At 54.8% G+C, this 18,968-nt stretch carries 9 protein-coding genes and 1 pseudogene; 4 read left to right on the forward strand and 6 right to left on the reverse strand.

The window, feature by feature from the left end:
* The 3 genes from EG19_RS10540 to EG19_RS10550 all read right to left on the reverse strand — a co-directional run.
* Positions 1 to 686 (reverse strand): sulfotransferase domain-containing protein (locus EG19_RS10540; protein ID WP_161685563.1); only part of this gene is annotated, 686 nt, incomplete at its 3' end.
* Between the two features lie 44 nt (positions 687 to 730).
* Positions 731 to 2,206: an ABC transporter ATP-binding protein gene (locus tag EG19_RS10545; protein ID WP_081800115.1), complete on the reverse strand. Its 1,476-nt coding sequence runs from the start codon at positions 2,204 to 2,206 to the stop codon at positions 731 to 733.
* Between the two features lie 59 nt (positions 2,207 to 2,265).
* Entirely contained in the window at positions 2,266 to 3,135 is an 870-nt protein-coding gene (locus EG19_RS10550; protein ID WP_053335221.1) for an ABC transporter permease, read from the reverse strand.
* 811 nt (positions 3,136 to 3,946) lie between these two features.
* Here EG19_RS10550 and EG19_RS10555 point away from each other — a divergent pair.
* Positions 3,947 to 4,924: a glycosyltransferase family 2 protein gene (locus tag EG19_RS10555; protein WP_053335222.1), complete on the forward strand. Its 978-nt coding sequence runs from the start codon at positions 3,947 to 3,949 to the stop codon at positions 4,922 to 4,924.
* 325 nt (positions 4,925 to 5,249) lie between these two features.
* Here the strand turns inward: EG19_RS10555 and EG19_RS10560 are convergent, their stop codons facing one another.
* Complete coding sequence (locus tag EG19_RS10560) at positions 5,250 to 7,016, reverse strand: hypothetical protein (RefSeq protein WP_152544039.1); 1,767 nt, start codon at positions 7,014 to 7,016, stop codon at positions 5,250 to 5,252.
* A gap of 2,428 nt (positions 7,017 to 9,444) precedes the next feature.
* Here EG19_RS10560 and EG19_RS12880 point away from each other — a divergent pair.
* From EG19_RS12880 to EG19_RS13230, 3 genes are all read left to right on the forward strand, one after another.
* Complete coding sequence (locus tag EG19_RS12880) at positions 9,445 to 10,419, forward strand: glycosyltransferase family 2 protein (protein WP_053335223.1); 975 nt, start codon at positions 9,445 to 9,447, stop codon at positions 10,417 to 10,419.
* A 132-nt stretch (positions 10,420 to 10,551) separates the two neighbouring features.
* Positions 10,552 to 12,882 carry a glycosyltransferase gene (locus EG19_RS12885; RefSeq protein WP_161685566.1) on the forward strand — a complete coding sequence of 777 codons (2,331 nt, stop codon included), beginning with the start codon at positions 10,552 to 10,554 and terminating at the stop codon, positions 12,880 to 12,882.
* A gap of 302 nt (positions 12,883 to 13,184) precedes the next feature.
* A complete protein-coding gene (locus EG19_RS13230; RefSeq protein ID WP_161685569.1) occupies positions 13,185 to 14,690 on the forward strand; it encodes a glycosyltransferase family 4 protein in 1,506 nt (501 codons plus the stop codon).
* A 2,165-nt stretch (positions 14,691 to 16,855) separates the two neighbouring features.
* Here EG19_RS13230 and fcl read toward each other — a convergent pair.
* Positions 16,856 to 17,797, reverse strand: a complete 942-nt coding sequence (gene fcl, locus EG19_RS10580; RefSeq protein ID WP_038050244.1) for a GDP-L-fucose synthase — start codon at positions 17,795 to 17,797, stop codon at positions 16,856 to 16,858.
* A 583-nt stretch (positions 17,798 to 18,380) separates the two neighbouring features.
* Positions 18,381 to 18,968: pseudogene (locus tag EG19_RS13750) on the reverse strand (hypothetical protein); the annotation flags it as partial.

The following is an 18,968-nucleotide window of genomic DNA, read 5'->3' on the forward strand; positions in this document are numbered from 1 at the left end:
TCCCTCTCATAACCACTGGTTACCAACACTATCCCGTAACGTTCCTTGAAAGCTTCAGTTACTCGAGGGGTAAAATAAGTTTTCCAATCACCTGGGACTGCCTTTCGCTCGTGAGCCATCACATCCTCCTGCCCCCTCGGGCGCCCGCCGGTAATTCGCTCGAAGCGATTTGCTTCCACTGCCTCGCGAAGCCGCTCACGCGAGACAGGCAGGTGGCATTTGTCCAGAAGAACGGATTCCAATATCTGGACGTCCCGCTCCAAAAGATCTTCGTAGCGAATCACTCGCTCTCCAGAGTCAACCCACGAACTGACTATGGCAGCGCAGCCGGGAAGGAACTCGTCCATCAGATACAAAAGCCCGTCCTCAAAAGAGATAGAATTTAAGATATTTCGCTGCTCTTCGAGGTAAGGAGAGATTGTAGGATGACTGAATCTGATGCTAAAGTATGCCGACACCAATGTATCCCGTAAATCCCTGATAACCACAAAGCGGTAGGAATGCTCAGGAAGGTCCACGCTGAAGTACTCGTCCCTAGTGACGTACACCGTCGGATACACTTTTCCCGATTCAATCGGCTTCTTCAAGAACTGCGCGTTCTCGAGCTCTGGGGGGACAATGCGATCGGCGCAACAATCGAGTAAAATTCTGTAAATCCATTGCGAACCGGCCTTCCAGTGCGTCACGTGAAAAATCGTGGGCCACGTCGGTGACGGATAGCCCGCTGAGGTTAGGCTCGGTTCCTGCATTTATCTCTCTCCCCAACAGACGTCGTTCCTCGACACTCGGCGTCAGAGTTAGTTTTGTCGAGGTCCGACCCCGAAGGTGGGATGAACCACACCTCACACTCTCCCGGTAGGTCAGCGACACCGTGATGGGTTAACTGGGTGGTATCCCATTCGACCCTCCATGTCACGCGAAATGGACCGACCTGAGACAAATGACAAAGGCGAAAAACGTGGTCACGGAGCTCCTGATGGGTCAAGTCTTTAAGTCGATCGTAAACCCGACCAGAGATGGTCGCAAGCCCTACTTCAAAGGTGTACTCGCCGGGTTGCAACGCGAGGGTAATCTGTTGAGAGAAGCGAAGGCGACTTCCCCTAGGCACACACCTTGGCACACGACTACCATACTGTAAAGTGTTTTTCCCATGCACATGAATTCCTTTGTCATTTTGGATGACTACGCCGCCGATTGGGACCTCAATATCTCGCAAAAGTTCAAACTCCGAATGGAAGAACGCAACCTCTCCCTGCGCGAAGACCCTAGTCGGCTTCCCTGAGCTATTTGTCAAAGCCACACCCGTGCAAATGGCTGACCCGTCGCTTACTTGGTGTACCTTACTCAAGTCTAAAAAGGCTTTCGACGTGGGCCATGGAGGTGGTCCTGGCGACAGCTGCTGAGCTGAGGTGTCGTGGTCCGGCGAAACTGCCTCAGAAAGGGTTGGAGTCCGGTCGAGCTGTTCCAAAAGATAGTAACGCTTCACTGCCTCGGAGGCCGTCCCCTGAAAGACTACCTGACCTTTGTCAAGCAAAATAGCCCGGTTGCAAAATTGCTCCACCTCAGTCATAGCGTGTGAAGCCATCAGGACGGTCACCTTTCGTTGCCGGAGTCTCTCCAGCCGCTGGTAACACTTTTGTCTGAAAAAGACATCCCCAACTGCAAGAACCTCGTCAATAACCACCACATCAGCCTCAACATGCGTTGCCACAGCAAAGGCAAGCCGCATAAGCATTCCAGATGAATACAGCTTCACAGGCTGGTCAATGAAAGACCCTATGTCAGCAAAGGCAATGATCTCCTCAACGCGCTCCTTGACCTCAGCCCGTGACAGTCCAAGAATAGCCCCGTTTAACAAGATGTTCTCGCGGCCCGTGAATTCAGGATTGAAGCCACTACCAAGCTCAAGAAGAGAAGCCACGCGACCCCTAATGATTACCTGGCCGACAGTAGGCTCCAGGATACCTGCAATTATTTGCAAGAGCGTGCTTTTCCCAGCCCCGTTACGCCCGATAATTCCGAATGTCTCTCCCTTTCGAACATCAAACGATACATTTCTCAGAGCCCAGAACTCACAGCCGTATTTACGGCCAAATCGCCACAATAAGGAGTGCTTTAGCCGATCTTGCGGACGCGCATAAAGACGGTACACTCTACCCAGGTCGCGAACTGATACAGCTATGTCATCGGCAATTATATCGGACATCGTCACTCTCCACGCTCGCCACGCATTGACCCAAAGGTAAACCTCCTCCGCATCGGCACCTAAAGTACTTCAGCGAAGCCTTTCTTCGTCTTTGCAAACCACACATATCCTAACCAGGCAAACACAGCTGAAGAGCCTGTCAAAACCACCCAGCGGCCCCAGGGCAAGGCTTTCCCAAACAGGATCACCCCACGAAAGTCCTCAACAATTGTTGTAAGTGGGTTCATCAAAAAAACGACGCGCAGGGACTCAGGAACTGCACTTAGAGGAAAGGCTATGGGTGTGAGGAAAAAGAGAAGCTGCGGTAAAAGTCCACTGAAAGCGCCGATATCCCGGACATAGACTCCCACCGATCCAAGAAACCAGCCAATGGCAAGGCTTAGTAGCACGAGCGGAATATAAGTCATCGGCAGTAGCAATACCGTGGACGAGACCTGGTTCCGCAAAAGAAGGTCGGCGGCCAAAAGGACGAGAGCATAAACAAGTGATTGGAACAAGGTCGCAGCCACGGCCACAACCGGCAAAACCTCCAAGGGGAAGCGGACCCGCTTGACGAAGCCGGGCTCCCTTAGCACCAACGTGGGCCCACGAGCAAAGATATCCGCCAGCACGTTAAATGGAATCAAACCTGAAAAGAGTATCAGGGCATAGCTCCCCGGCGCCCCCGGAGTACCTGCGGAATCCCACCGAACTTTCAAGACCCAAGAGAAGGCAAGGGTGTAAACAGTCATAACGAGGAGAGGCGTTAGAACGAACCACAGGAGATCTAGAAAGGAACCTCTCGTTCGTTGACGGATCTCGCGGACCGTGAGTTGGTAGATCAGCTGCCGGTACCGCCACAAGTTCCGTAAAACTTGCCAGGGCGTCAACTGCGAGCCTGGCGTTGACCTATGGGAGCTTTGCCGTTCCGAAGTTCCTACAAACGCCATTGACTCCTCCGATCGAAAGGGCGAGCCCCCACTTAGCACCCCCACGCCCGTGATCCTATCACATACTACCCTTTCGCTTGCGAAGCTTTGGCTTCACCTTGCCTCGCTCCCCAATCACCTCCCAAAAAGAACTCGTTAGAGGTGCGCGATACACTGGGTGTAAAGCTGCATAGCCAGGCGTGGGGTGGCAATGGGGACTTGAGGGAAGTAAGGTCTCTGGAAATGGAGATGGTCGCACAGGGGAAGGAGGGCTCCAGGGAGGCGAAGCTTCCTACGGTTGCTTCCTAACTCCTCCCAGGCGAAGGAGGTGTACAGGCGGTATCGGCGGGGTGCCGCCGGCGGGTTAGCGCATCGGGCACGCTTACCACCCCAAACCTGGCGAGGTAGTGAAGAGCAGCTGGCGGAGAATGGCAAAGCATGAGGAGTTTAGGGATGACAGGAAGTACGTCCTGCCCGCTGTGATGGGAGACGTTCCCGGGCGCGGTTTTGCTTGGCTGTTCGATGAGAACACGGATGGTTGCCGGCGGCAACGACCCACCGGACCACCTGGCCAACCCCACAGCCACACCATCTTGCCAACAATGAACGCCATCGCCTCGGAAAAAGGCTGGGCACCATAGTACCGCTTTCCTCAAAATCCGCCCGGCATTCCGGCCGGGGGCTTGGACCCGGCTGCGCCTTTTCCCTTAACACCATAGCCTCGACCCCCACCATAGGAACCTTCCTGTCTGAAGCCACTCTTGGGACATTTTTAAAGATGCCCAGTCACCCTCGCGTAGCAATACCTCAGGCGATACACTAAACTTGGAGGATGTCGGTTAGGACCATGCAATGGCCTGTTGTTTCAGTAGTTACACCTTCGCTCAATTCGGGTCAGTTTATTCAGGAGGCTATCGACTCGGTGCTTGGGCAGGACTATCCCCATATCGATTATCTTGTGGTGGACGGAGGATCCACGGACAAGACACTCTCGTTCCTTAAGAAACGAACTCCATATGTCCGCTGGGTGTCGGAGCCAGATCGCGGACAGGCGGCGGCCATTAACAAGGGCTGGCGCATGGCCGAAGGAGAGATCATTGCCTGGCTCAATGCTGACGACCTTTATCGCCCCGGGGCTATTAGAGAAGCCGTCAGTTTTCTTCAGTCGCGACCAGAGGTGGATATGGTATACGGGAATTGCGATTTTATTGACATCTCGGGAAATATTATTGGCAGCTACCCTGCGCGCCCCTGGGATCACGCAGAACTCTTGCTCCGGGCGGAGAATTTTGTTCCTCAGCCCTCGGTTTTCTTAAGGAGGAGAGTCCTGGAAAGCGTGGGTTTTTTGAACGAAAACCTGCATTATGCGATGGACTTTGAATTCTGGCTTCGCCTTGGCCTTGAACACCGGGTTGCCTATGTTCCCCATCGGTGGGCGGCTTATCGGTGGCACAAAGGGGCAAAATCGGTTCGAGGCTTGCGCGCGATGTCTTCGGAGATCGTTAAGGTGTACGAGGACTTTTTCCGGCGGCCCAATCTCCCGGATGGGATTCGGGCGCTGAAGATCGGCGCAATGAGCAACGTTTTCTATCTCGCGGCCAACTGGTTGTTCTGGGCAGACGACCTGATTGGAGCTCGACGGTACGCCCTCGCTGGCTGGCGGTTACGGCCCTGGCCTGTTAGTTGGACCTTTTTGAAGGTCCTTGTTCTTGGATGGAGTCCTCTGGGCGTCCGACTCGCCCTGGCTCTTCGAAAACCGCTGGGGCGATCCTCGCGGTGGCCCGATCCCCTGATTTTGAAGCATCGATAATCGGACCTCGCTTCCGGCACGGGTCCCAAGCCTGCATCGGTGTCTTTGTTCCCTTTTCTTGCTCGCGGTGGTTCGGTGGCCGCCACCAAACGGTTGGTGTCCCGCAGCTCCATGGAAATATGGAAGTCACAGTTCCTGGTAAGTCTCTAATCGCTAACCGAAGGCCGGTAAGACAATGGCGGTTAGCCGCTATTAGGCCCACCACGCATTCCCTTACGTCTCGGGGTGTCTTAAATGAAAACCGCCCAAAGGCGGCAAGTTTTCAGAGGTGGCACAGTTCCGGAAACAAGGGGCGCGCCCCTGGTGGGGGCGCGCCCCACTCTTGTCAGTTCTCCGAATGAGAGTCCCGTACCACCGAAAAGTCCTTATACCCCTTGCGAATGCCCTGCACCAAATAGTTGAATTGAACCCCCGAACAGCCATCCTCGTCCCGCACCACAACCCGATGATTGGACTGCTCGGAAACAAACAAACGGTGCCAACCCCCAATCGGCGTCAGATGCACGGTCAAACCCTCGGCTTCCGTCGACTGAGCAAAGTGTTCCGGCAGCTCAATGATAGCCTCTCCATTCACCAGTTCAGCGGTCCCTCGCACGTAGGTACCAATCTCAGGCCCAACCGACACGCTGTATTGAATCTCGCGGTCCCCATTCTGCATCACCACGATCTCACCCGCTCCTGTCTTGGTGATGCTGCCGTTCACATGCAAATTCCCGTTAACAGTCACCCGAGCACCCGATTGCACCGTCGTCCCACCAAAGGCGATATTGCCACTCGGGTCTCCAAAGATCACAATCTGCGTGTCGTTGTCCAGCACCCGACGAACCGCAAAGTTACCACCACCCGGACCGTTGTAGTCGAAAACGAACCGTCCAGTGGAAATGTCAGAAATCAACTGCCCCTTCGGGGTCGTGCCATCAAAAAAGCGGATGTTCGGATAACGACCGGCATTTGCCGCCAGTGAGCTCATAGCCAACTGGGGGCTAGCAGTCGTGTCCTTCGGGGCAATATGCAAGTCAGCCACCGGGCTGGTCGTGTTGATGCCAAGCCTGAGACTGTTGAAATCCGCGGTGAAGAATCTCATTACAGCGTTCTGCTGAAAATAAATTTTGTCGTTGCCATCGTCGTAAAAGATCCCCCAATCAGGGAAGCTGGAGCTATGGGAGAGTACCATTCGGCTGTTGGAGGCGCAGCAGCTTTCTCCCAGCCTCAACATCGGGGTGGTTCCGTCCTTGAACCCTACCGTGCCTAGGACCGTAAGATTCTCATAGGGGGCCGTGGTTGCCACGCCGACCTTTCCGTTGGCGGCAATGGTCATTCGATCCACACCGGCATTAATAAACCGAAGATCAAATTGCCCGGTAGCCGGTTGAGTGGAGTAAATGCCGAGGCCCTCGGAAGCCGAAGCGCTATGGCCAAACCAGAGGCCAGGACATTCAACGTAATCGACGCAAGAAGCAGTCCCTTTGATGAAGACGTCTGGCCACGACTTTATAACCGTCAAGTCCTGCACCTCCGCTGCAACGTCAGAACCAACCCCAATTGAGTTGTTCACATACCAATCCGTAGCGTTAAACGCCAGAGCGTGGACCTGAATATCCTGCGTTTGAGCACCCGGTACCGCAGGACGCCCCTCGCCCTCAGAAGCCGCAGGAATCTGGAGCCTTCCCGCCTCAACCGCAAAAGAACCCGTCTGCACGAACGGGATAGGCCGAGGCCTGTCTTTCTCCACAGCTTCCACGCCAGCCTGGTCCTGGCTCTGCTGAGCACGGGTTAGGGCCCGCCGCACATCCGCATCAACCTTCGGGTAAACCCACAGTTCGTAGTGATACTCACCATCCGCCAAGATCTTATCCTGGGCGTCCCGCAGATCGTAGGTCAAGCTACTTCCAGCCGTAAACTCCCGTTCAAGCACCAGCCCCGAGGAACCAAATACCTTGAGCACCACCCTCTCGAAGCCCCGGCTCAGCTGCCAGCTCACCCTTTCTCGCTCACGCGTCTCCGTGACCTTCACCTCGTTCGTCTGTTGTGGCGCATTGGCGTGCAAAGTCCCCACCGCCTGCAGGCTCAGCACAGCCGAAATGGCCACCATCCTAACCACGCTAACTCTTCTCATCGTCAACCTCCTTTCTTGGTCACCCGGCTCTCACGGGGTGCCGGGGAGGCCCTCATGACCATCCCCCACCCAAGCCGGGTCGCTCCATAGCAACACACGTGATGCCGCTCACTTCAAAGCTGCCTCGTTCAGAGCCTCCCACACCTCACCACCATGGCGGAGCCCGAGACCCCAGGCCCTTAGCACCAACCCCCAACCCCAAAAGCGAAACACCCCTCCCCACCCACCCCCACTTTCCCAAACCCCCGTAAATCCCTTCCAACCCGGCAACCTTCGGAAATCCCACGCCGTACCCCAACGACCCTGCCCAAACAACCGCCCCTGCTGTTCGATCAGCTACGGACCTCCTACCTCCGCCACTACCCACCCCCCACCCCTCGCTGAACCGCCTCTTTTGCCACCCAAACCAAAGATGTCCGCGCCCCCCAGGACCGGGAAGAACCACCCTTCTGAAGGAGGAGGCGTTCACCTTACTTCACCTCGGCCCACACCACCCCTGACCCCACCCACCACCAGCAAACTGACCCCCTTTTCCACCCGAAGCCCCCATCAGCTCGCCCACCGTGGCCCTGCCCAGCCCAACCTACGGCTCCCACCCCACCCCATAGCTGCCGGCCCCAGCCACACCAGAAAACCAAACCCGAAATACCAATACCCTAAGCACCAAACCCAAAAACGGCCTTCCGTGGAGCAGAATTTCCTCTCTCCCTTGCTGCTCCTGTCATCGCTCCGGTTTTTCCGGAAGGGTCTCCAAACAATTCCAAGCACGTTCTTAGTCCATCCCTTCTCTGAGATCAAGTGTAGATGAGGGCAAAGGGTTCCGTCAATAGGTGTTGGCACTTGCAAAGGAGCCACCCTCACCGTACTGGCATCCCCGAACCTTTAAGACGATGGCCCAACAGGAGTTGCACTCAACTGAAGTTGAGCAGCGGTAAGATGATCCCGGCATAGCGCCACCGTCAAAATCCTCGGGGCCACGGCCACGTCAATACGCGCCTTTTCCAACGCTGCACTCACACCGCCTTACAGCCGTGTAGCTGCGAGAAGCAGCGCCCCAAGGCCGGCGAAGCCAAGGCAGGCAATGTGCCCCCCGGTTAGCGCTACACCCTCATTAACGGTGCCAGCTATTCTTCGCTCCTTGCCCTTGCGTTGATAGAGCCGTTCTCGCAACAGCAGGCTGGAAAATGCTTTGAAGCCGCTTTTCTTAGGTTGATGGTCATGCGTTACATACTCTTGCCTGCAATCTCCCCGACTGCACATCGCACCTCCAGGGGAAGGACACCAAAAATATTCGTGACCTTTTCGCTCGACGTGCGCACTTCCCGGGCCTTGGCCCGACCTTTCCGCCCGGTCCCAAACACACAGACCATGCTTTCTCACTTTTCTCGCCCCCATGCCGGTTTGGCTCGCCCCCATCGCTGCGCAGCCTTTCGCGTCTATCCCCACCCTCTGAACCTACCCGAGAGTTAGACGCGTGTACAGTACCCTTTTAGGGTACCTTTTTAACCGAGCTAACGCCCTGCGCTCCAGAACCTCCATCAAGAATGCGCGCTTGCAGGCCCAAGAGGGCCGGCCTCCGGCTTACCCCCTTTTCGCTGGAGGCCCACCAGTGCCGTTCCGGCCCACGGAAGCGGCTACCCTCGCCGCTCAGCAGTTGTCTCCCTCTATAATCCACGGCTCCGGACGGGAAGCCCGTGGTTGTGACCAGCCCTCGCCCTGGGGCCCTTTTTCTTTCCGTTCCAGAACTAGGGTCGAGACCTACGCAGAGACCCGCAAAGCCAATTGCAAAGGGAGAGCAGGAGATTTCCTGAGCACCGCCCCCACCTCTCGCCGAGCAGGAGAGGCAGGAGGCTCATTTCACCCTTTCTCCAGACAGCCCACGGTACTCCCATACTACTTCAAAAGGTTCGAGTGCAAACCATAAAGACCTCCTCTCGGCCGCCAGCAGTGTTTGGAAACGTATCTCGAATCTTCCGACCCGGCGATCCCCGAACGCTTCTCGGCTACCAATAGCAAAGCTCGGGTCTCAAGTCGTCTTACCGGCCCGTCAGCCAAACCCCTCTCAGCATACCATTCCATCCCTCCAACACTTTCGGGCCGTTCAATCACTACCAAGCCAGGCGCGTCGCCCATCGCACCCCCTCCTGCGTCCCATCAGGCCTAAAACCAATTTCCCGACACCGGTACCACCTACCGATTTCTTGCACAAGCCATGCAGGAAAACGTGGACCTTGCAAGGTCTGCACCTCTAGGGTTATAATAGCGCGTGGGGCCACGTTGACACGAGCTTTGAGTTCCACACGATTGCTTTGCAGGAGGCTGGAAATGAAACGAGGTCGCCATGGGCGAGGCTCATTTACGCAAACCGGAATAGGTTCCCTAGGTAGGTAGGAGGTAAAACCACATGCCAATGGACAGTCTTCCCACAATCAGCGTAATCACCCCATCGTACAACAAAGGCGAATTTCTCGAACAGTGTATCCTTTCAGTTCTTCAGCAGGAATATCCTCATGTTCAATACATCATCATCGACGGAGGCTCCACCGATAACAGTGTTGCTATCATCCGAAAGTACGAATCGCAACTCGCTTTCTGGGTAAGCGAGCCAGACCACGGGCAAAGTCACGCTATCAATAAAGGATTTGCGCACGCCACCGGTGACCTGGTAGCTTGGTTAAACGCCGACGACTTTTACCTACCCGGCGCTTTCTCAACTGTTGCCCAAATCTACACGCACAATCCTAACGCCTCTTTTTACTTCGGGGATGGCTATCGCGTGGACATCCATGGCCGACCAATCCGCGCTTTTTTCCCGCCGGGAACGCATACCTTCAATCGTGAAGCGCTCCTCTTTGGACTTAACTACATCATGCAGCAGGCTACCTTTATCAATCGCCGCTTTCTCGTGGAAATCAAGGGGCTCAATACCGATTTGCACTACGGCTTAGACACCGATCTCTGGATTCGGTTATCCGCAAGCGCACCTCCAGAACCGGTCCCAGCAAAATTGGCAGCCATCAGAGAATACGAAGATACTAAGTCTATCCAGGGCGGATTTCCAAGAGTTGAAGAGTTGCGCAGAATCGCCGAGCTGCATTCTGGTCTCCCAATCACCCCAGGTGTTCTCTGTTATTTCCTCGATACGTTGCACCGTTATTCCAGGCAGCTCCCGGAAACATTCCCACCTTCTTTCCTGAACGAACTTGAGCGGTTTTGGGCTTCAACAGCGCAACTGCTCTGGCAGTATGGTGCCCGTCCGGATGGGTTTCCAGAGACCCCCGCACCACCACCTGCTACTCTCCCGCCCCCTTCTAAGCACAAATGGCTATCCCTGTTACGGCGTTTTCTCTGGTGGAGAAAAAGAAGGGCCATTTCGTGATGAATCCATCCTTCTTTCGAAGTATTGTGGCGTTTTTGCTGATCATTAGGCACTATCACAAGGGTGAACGGTATGCATATTGGGATAGATCTCAGACCATTGGCCCCAGGACCGACAGGCGGTATAAACTTAGTGCTAAAAGGCGTACTCGAAGCATTGTTTGCGAACCACGCCAGTGATAGCTTCACCGTGTTTGCTACGCCATTCAACAGGTCGTTGATTAAACGCGTCCCCGCTAACGTTCGCATGTTGACCCTCCCCATCTCTGGGTTTTATTCGCAACTCAGCGAAATTGCTTCCAAAGATGGGATCGGTATTCTCTTTCGTTCTTACCCCGTGGAGGATCAGCTGTCCTTTCCATTCCAACGGCAGATCTTTTTCATTCCGGACATCCAGCACGAAGACCACCCCGAGTTTTTTCCCGCGCAGGTACTTCGCTCGAGAAGGGTTGCGTTCCACCAGGCGTTGACCCTTGCTGGCGCTATCGGGACGCTGACGGAGTTTACGCGGGAGACACTTCGGCAGCATCCATGGACCGAGTGCCGAGACATTTTCCTTATGGGCCCCGCGTCTCCAATTTCCCTTTTCGACTCCATTTCTGACCCGCTCACCGTTCAGGAAATAGCCCTACTCGAGAGGAAGTTCTTCTTGTATCCAGCAAACCTCTGGCCCCACAAGAATCACCGAAGGATCCTGCAAGCGTTTGCGGTTTTCCATAAACGGAAGGCTCGGGATATTGAACTTTTCCTCACTGGAGATCCAACAGGGTGGGCTGAGTTAAGGGCGGAGTTTTCGGGTTTGCCCGTACGTCATCTAGGTTTTGTGCGCCCGTCGTTTCTGTATGCGCTGCTCAAACGCGCGCAAGCCCTGGTGTTCTTTTCTCTTTATGAGGGCTTTGGCATTCCCCTGTTGGAGGCATTTGATCTTGGCACACCCGTTATCTGCAGCCCGTTGCCAAGCCTTCTGGAAGTGGGCGGAGACGCAATTCTTACGGCCGACCCGCTGAATGTAGCGGCCATGGCGGATGCGATGGCGCAAATCGTGGAGGACGTTGAACTGCGGAAGGCGATGATCGAAAAAGGAAAGGTGCGTGTCAACCAGTTCTCTTGGGCCCAATCGGCAGACAATCTGATGAAGGCCTGTCGTCGCGTCGCCGGCAGGGCAGTCTCAGATCAACTTGTCGTTTCCACCAATAGTGCCCCGCTTGTTTCAATAGTCACCCCTTCGTTTAACCAAGCCCGCTTCCTCAAACGAACCATTGAAAGTGTGCTGAGCCAAAATTATCCTCATATTGAATACGTCGTGATCGATGGAGGATCCACCGACGGCTCCGTGGAACTCTTGAGGTCTTATGGTTCCCGTTTTCGTTGGGTGTCGGAGCCAGACAGGGGTCAGGCCCACGCGATCAACAAAGGCTTCGCTCAAACCCGCGGCTCAATTAGGGCTTATCTTAATTCAGATGACTGTCTTTTGCCCAACGCTGTCGAAACAGTTGTCCGAGTCTTCCAACAGCATCCCGATTGGGACCTCGTTTACGGACAAGCGTTTTATATCGACGAGGAGGATCGAATCATCGGAATGTATCCGACAGCTGAGTACTCGTTCTCGCGCCTGATGCAGGATTGCTGCATCTGCCAACCAGCGGCTTTTTGGCGCAGCAGGATTGCTGACCTCGTCGGGCCCTTCAACGAGGAGCTTCACTACGCCCTGGATTACGAATATTGGCTGAGAATCGATAGGGCCGGTGGCCGGATTGCCCACGTACCCGACGTTCTGGCCGCTTCTCGCTTATATCCTGAGACAAAAACGCTTTCCGCTCGACTGCCTTTTTACAGAGAAATTTTCAAGGTCTGCCAGCAATACGGCGGATACGTTGACAAAAACTACTTTTGGGGCTTGTGGCATCACAGATTATCGAACAACCAGCCGCCGGGACTGTACTGGCTCGGAAAGCTTCCAGGTTTCTATCCTTTGGTCGTAGCAGTCCACCACTGGCTCTATCACTACCGGCTTCGGCCCATTACCATTAGATTGGGTTCCCTCCACAAAAGGTTCTTAAATTGGCTGGCCCACAATCATCCTCTGGCTTACTACGGACTTCACTGGCGCATTGCAAAGACTTTTCCACGGACAAACCGCCGGCGTCGCGTGTTCGGCTTCTGGCCGGATGGTTGGCTCGCTCCCCTCGCCCAGATATACCTACCGCATCCCGCAGTGGGGCAAGCCTACTACCTGCAAGGGAGGGCGCCCGTGCCAATGACCCTAAAGCTTCGGGTCTCCGGATCATCCTGGCACGAACACCACTTGCCAGCAAACGAAGAACTGTCAATTCCAATAAAGATAGAATCCTCCGGACCCACCAGAATCTACCTTTCCTTTTCACGCTTTATCGTGGATCTTGTCTCTAGGCCGCTGGCATTTCGGATCGAAGACACTAACCTTTTTTCTGAAAGAGACTTGTAGGCCATACCATGCATCTCGCCATTGACTTACACTGGTTTCATCCGGGGTGGATGGGGGGCAGTGAGACACTTGTTAGGTGCTTTTTGCAGTCTCTTTTCCAAATGGATTGTCAAAACCGCTATACTTTCTGCGTTACCGCGACGAATCGGTACTCGTTGGAGATTCCCCAATGCCCCAATGTGCAACTCGTAAACGTGAACGGCCCTTCTCAAGTCTTACAACGGTGGCTAGGACGCAATCCACGGAAGCGAGTTCCTGGGGAAAAAGCGTTATCTCTAAATGCCTTTATACATTCCGACCTGATGGACCGTCCCTACGTCGTGGTCGTCCTGGATATTCAGCATGAGTACTTTCCCGAGCTGTTTGACCATCAGGAGCTTATTGAGCGCCAATATCATTTCGGCCGCTCGCTACGCCACGCCGCTCATATTTGCGCATTGTCCCAATTCACGCGACAAACTCTCCTGGACCGTTTCGGGTTCGCACCAGAACAGATCACAACCGTTTACCCTGCGACAGACCCGGCTTTTGAGTCGGGAAGTCCATGGCGAGGCCAACAGGAGCAGGTTCTTTCTAGGTTAGGTCTTATCCCGGGGACGTATCTTCTTTACCCTGCCCACACTTGGCCCCACAAAAACCATCGAACTCTGGTTGAGGCCCTAGCTCTCCTCAAGTCCGAGCTTGGCCATACCCCAGCTTTGGTCTGCACCGGGCGCCCACGGGCTGCACATTCGGAATTCCTTAAGTCCGTACGCGATTTGAAGCTGGAGCGCGAGGTGCGCTGGCTAGGGTATCGCCCCTCCCACGAAATGCCAGCGCTTTTTGAGGGCGCATTGGCACTGGTGTATCCGTCGCTGTTTGAGGGATTTGGATTTCCCTTACTTGAGGCGATGGCCTGTGATTGCCCTGTAATCTGCAGCTCCGCCACCTGCTTGCCAGAAATCGCGGGTCCCGCTGCATTGATAGCAGATCCCCTGGATGCAAGGGCATGGGCGGATGCCATTCGTGTGATTATGACGGATCCAGAGCAACGCAATGAGTTAATTAAGAAAGGAAGAGCTAGAGTCTCAACATTTTCCTGGACCAAATTCACCAGTGATCTCCTGCAGATTCTTAACGAAGTGGCCCCTTCAAGCTCTTCCAGCCTCAGCCAGTACCAAAACAAATTAACCGAAAAACAAGATCCACAGGGCTCACAGGGAAAGTTTTCCTCTCTCCACACCTCGCCCGTCAAGAGTCTCGCCATTCGCCGTCGTATTCGTGGACGATCCTTGCTTTCGTCCGCGCGAGAATACCGGGAGTCGCGCCGGCTCGTGCGATCTTGGTTTCCTGCGCTGTTGGCGGCCATCATAGCGCCCGAGGTGCTCTTTTCAGAGGTTGTCATCCCGAGGCTCCAGCGGTTGGCAAGGCAACCAGTAACTTTCTGGTCACGTTTAGTCTCCTTCTGGGGGAGGCCATCTCCCATGACCTTACGCCTTCTTGATCATGTTTATCCCTGGTGGGATGGATGGGTCGGGCCCCGCGTTGTCATTTTGAGGACGCTTAAACAACGCGCGCATACCCTGCGTCTCAAGGGTTGGCCCGCCTTCGAAATGCAAGAGCCACTGACCTTAACCGTGGCCATCGACGAAAGCCCTGTTGGCAAAGTTGTGGTTTCCAATTTGGAACCCTTCGAATGGGTCTTACCTTTGCCTAAGCCCGTCCCTCCCGGAACTCATTCCGTGGAAATTAAAGCCTCAGGCTGGTTCACACAAAAAGGGGATCTCCGTCCTTTGTCCTGGCGAATTGACCAGCTCGAACTTGACTAAGCCGCCCCGGATTCGCCTGACATTCACCATTCAAAGAGTAAAGAGCTGGACCGGATGAAATTCCTCAACCTTAGACCCACCCTCCCCTGCATCCCCTGGGTAGCGACCTTGTGTGGTGGTCGGTTTACCTGCCACAAAAACCGTGCGGGTTACTAGAGGGCAGGAAGGCCCGATGGTGCGAGAGGTACCGAGCTGAGGATGGACACGTAGGGTCGAACGAAGCTAGCTGCAACTTTTTCAACCCCTTGGGCGCACCGGTGCGCCGGCGCGAAGCGGCGAAGGACAATGAAACCCCATGACCCTCTCAAGCAAGCCCAAGGGCTCGTCCCACGAGCATGCCTAACACCAATCCGACAAACTCACCTCCGAAGCGTTCCTCCACTCTTGCCTCGCCACCGAACCTTCCCCCAATCTTCTGTGATTTGTGTTGCTGTTTTCGCTTCACGTCACGTGCCAGTGTCAAACATCACCATGGGGATACGAGCTCATCCATGGAACATAAGCTCAGCAGCCCTTCGAAGATGTTTGTTCCGCTCGCGTTGTATTTGTTACCCTCAGGTCTCTAAGATAGGTCACCATTTCTGCCTGGAGCACTCCGTAGGGGCTAACCATCCTTCTTTAACGTAGCCCCAAAAACCTCTAACCAGTTGAGGTCCGCCCTTCTATTTGAAAAACCTCAGACTGTACTCGATCCTTTCTTGCCCAAACCTCAGCTCCTCCGAAACGTCGCATCTTCGTTATCCCTCCGTTGGGATGAAACTGCCCCTCTTGACCTTCTCCGCCCGTATCCCCAGCATACTGGCTGAGGTACCAGCCTCCGGTATTCGCGGTCTCAACTCCGCACCTCGCTCCACGGTTTTGCAAACCGAGATTCTGTTTCCTGCGCCTCCCCCTTGGATGTCTGGCGCCTTAGCACGGAAAGAGCTGCATTTCCCCTCGACTTCATCGTTGGGCCATTCAGGCTCAGACGCGCCACGGGCTCACTCCTCTAGCTTCAGCTGTGTAATCTAGGCTACCCACAACTGCTCACTCGCCTTCCAGGAGGCAAGCCGATCTTGAAAAGCTAGATAGCTAGAGAAGCATTACCGCCTAATAATCCAATTTCCCCGAATAGGCATCCTTTAATTACCCTCCATCCTCAGCGAAATCCATCGCATTGCCCGTTCCCTCCCTTGACACACGCGCCCGCCCGGACGTGTAGCACTGGCTAACGCTTAAACACCGTTTTTTTCCCTCGACAACAAAACCTCTTACCTTGCATCGATCACAACTCTTCAGCATGTCGATATGTTCATCCCCAAGCCCCACGCAACTTTCCTCTCCCGGTGGTGGAGTTCCCTAAAGCTGCCGAAAAAGTAACGCGCAATAGTCAGCCGCACTTGGTTGCTGGAAACGGGCGACATGTCGCGTTCTTCCCCTGGCATTCGTCGCTCAACCCCAGTTGCCTAGCGTGCCATTGGGGGGGCTTCTCCCTTTCACCCTTTCCCAGTTGCACCGGCGCGCAAACACGACGCTTTCAAATTAACACACCGACACGATAATAGCCACACGCCTTCATTGATTCATTGATACTGGTTTATACCCCTCAACAGCACCCTTAACTTCTTTATCTAACGACACAACTCCTCCGCCTGCCAGGAGACGTGGATTCAAAAAAAGCAGAACATTTTAGCGACAAAGGAAGTTCCCTCACCCTCGAAGGAGAACCACAAATACCCATCGCTCAGCAGGACAAACAACGCAATCAGCGACCACGTGTATTCTGCTCCCTAGTCGCGTTCGCGTAAATGAAGTCTCGGAGAGACAGGAGCCCCAAGGTGCGGTCTGCAGTAATCGAGAAACAGGGGATCCCAAGAATTGAAGCCGGTGGCCAACGTAAGGCCACAACCAAACCAGGACGGATCCCACCTCTCCCGCAAACCCTAGGCTCTTGACCCGAACTTAACCGCATCGCCAGGCACCCATCACTCCAGCGGTTCGAAAGACTAATCATCAAATCCGCCCTGCAAACTAGCCAACCGAGCAACCCCAGGTTGCACCCCCCAATGCGAACGAACTCTATGCCTTCAAAGGGCGATGGAATATTCTCAAAGTCGCCTCCCCGCCACAAGGGTCCCATGGCCAGGCTAGATGCCCGCTTCCTGCAACAAATTAGCATCACACTTTCAACTCCTTACCAGAGCTTGATTCTCGAGAAACCAGCGATATGTGGCAGCAATCCCAGCCTCCAGTGGTATTTTTGGGCGCCAGCCAAGTCCGTATAACTTCGACACATCCAGAAGCTTCCGAGGCGTGCCGTCGGGCTTCGAATGATCAAAGACAATCTTCCCCTTAAAGCCCACTACATTAGCTACCATCTCGGCGAGTTCGGCGATTGAAATATCGGTGCCGGACCCGACATTAATAATTTCCTCCGAATCGTACTGCTCCATCAGAAACAACGCCGCGTCCGCCAAATCGTCAACATGGAGAAACTCTCGCCGTGGCTTCCCCGTCCCCCACACCACCACCTCCGAAGCGCCCTGCACCTTTCCATCGTGGAACTTCCTTATCAATGCTGGAAGTACGTGCGAGCTAGTTAAATCAAAGTTGTCGCCAGGGCCATAAAGATTGGTTGGCATTAAGCTAATGGCATTAAACCCGTATTGCCGTCTATACGCCTGACACATCTTAATTCCAGCAATTTTGGCAATGGCGTAGGCCTCGTTAGTGGTCTCCAGCGGGCCGGTGAGCAAATACTCCTCCTTGATCGGTTGGGGAGCCAAGCGAGGATAAATACAACTAGAGCCAAGAAAGAGTAGCTTCTTTACACCATGGCGGTAGGCAGCGTCGATAACATTAGTTTGCACCTGCAGATTATTGCGTATGAAGTCAGCAGGAAATGTTGAGTTTGCAAGGATACCACCGACCTTTGCAGCAGCAAGAAAGACAAACTCTGGCCTTTGCTCCGAGAAAAAACGTTCGACAGCCTGCTGATCGGTTAAGTCGAGTTGTTGTCTTGTCAGCAAGATGAGGTTCCGGTAGCTCCTTGCCTGAAGCGCTCTCACCAGGGCGCTTCCAACAAGACCTCGGTGGCCAGCCACGTAAATCTTAGCGTCCTTCAGCATGAATCCCTCCTTCCGCGTCGAGTAATATACACCATTGCGTGCCTGCCGTGCACGTGTCTTCTTGGGAGACCGTGCGGAGGTTTTTATAGAGCCGGGGATGTACATTCGCGTTGTAACCGGACCCCGGAACCCTCGTGACTGAGGCTTGGGCCCCTGGTTTACCAATGAGGAATGCAGGTTTCTACTTATGAGAAAGAAAGCACGCGACGGCTGGGGAGGAGATTAGGACCTTTTGGCGGACGACGCGACGGGCAGCAGGCAGGTAGCAGGGACTGGTGCGACTGTGACCGCAGATGAAGAAGCTGGAAGCAAAAGATCACTGGGGCCGTTTGGAACTTTGTCGAACGCAGGGGCAACGCGCGCCGAGGGGCGAATGAGGTAAACTAAAGGGTATTGGGAGGGACAGTTGTCCGCGGCCGCGTAGAGGGTGACTTTCACGGTCCACCAGTGTGCCACAGCGGAAAAGGAAAGTCCTCTCCAAGAAACACCCCCAGGATTAAGTCCATTTCCCTTCCCTCCGGCCGTTAAGCTAAAACTCAGGGAAGTCTTCGCGACAATCCCGGAGATCCTCTGTCAAGACTCTTTAGAAATGTCCCCATAGCAAGCTCGATAGAAATGACCCCATGGTTGTCGTAGGGGCTGTGGGGCATGGGGGAAACGCGGAGCGTTTTCCAAGCACCTGTGGGAAAGCCTTCGGCTTTTCCATAGGTGCGACATGCTCCACAGCCCGGGTTTCGCCGTTATGGTTCACGGATGTCACGCTCCTTGCGGGGTGTTGCTGGCCTTTGGCGTTGCGGCTTTTGGGAGCGGTGGCGACCAACGCCGCCAAGGATGATCGGGCGCCGGACGATGGGGTTTGCGCTGGCTCGATGCCACCACGACCGGTGCTTTGGCCCGCGGCAAAGGACCAGGAATCTCCACAAAGTCCACCGGCTGTCCCATCCAGCCGCCGGCGGACGGTGACGTTCTTCTTGGCCGGTGGCAGGCTTCCCTTGGGCCCTGTAATCTGGAACCACCGGTTGTGATAGCGCACCGTCCAATCGTTGTTCACGACCCTGGTCTCCTCCCAGCCGAAGATGTCCGCAAGGTCCATGCCCTGCGGCACCGGGCGATGCCAGTCTTCGCGTTTTGCCGGCTCCTGCGCAAACTTGCGGTTCAGCGCCTCGCAAAA

The organism is Thermoanaerobaculum aquaticum, from assembly GCF_000687145.1.
Lineage (GTDB): Bacteria > Acidobacteriota > Thermoanaerobaculia > Thermoanaerobaculales > Thermoanaerobaculaceae > Thermoanaerobaculum > Thermoanaerobaculum aquaticum.

Bases quoted from the DNA above. Each gene is read 5' to 3' on its own strand.
- EG19_RS10545 (WP_081800115.1), bottom strand. From the start codon at position 2,206: ATGTCCGATATAATTGCCGATGACATAGCTGTATCAGTTCGCGACCTG.
- EG19_RS10550 (WP_053335221.1), bottom strand. From the start codon at position 3,135: ATGGCGTTTGTAGGAACTTCGGAACGGCAAAGCTCCCATAGGTCAACG.
- EG19_RS10555 (WP_053335222.1), top strand. From the start codon at position 3,947: ATGTCGGTTAGGACCATGCAATGGCCTGTTGTTTCAGTAGTTACACCT.
- EG19_RS10560 (WP_152544039.1), bottom strand. From the start codon at position 7,016: ATGGTGGCCATTTCGGCTGTGCTGAGCCTGCAGGCGGTGGGGACTTTG.
- EG19_RS12880 (WP_053335223.1), top strand. From the start codon at position 9,445: ATGCCAATGGACAGTCTTCCCACAATCAGCGTAATCACCCCATCGTAC.
- EG19_RS13230 (WP_161685569.1), top strand. From the start codon at position 13,185: ATGGACCGTCCCTACGTCGTGGTCGTCCTGGATATTCAGCATGAGTAC.
- fcl (WP_038050244.1), bottom strand. From the start codon at position 17,797: ATGCTGAAGGACGCTAAGATTTACGTGGCTGGCCACCGAGGTCTTGTT.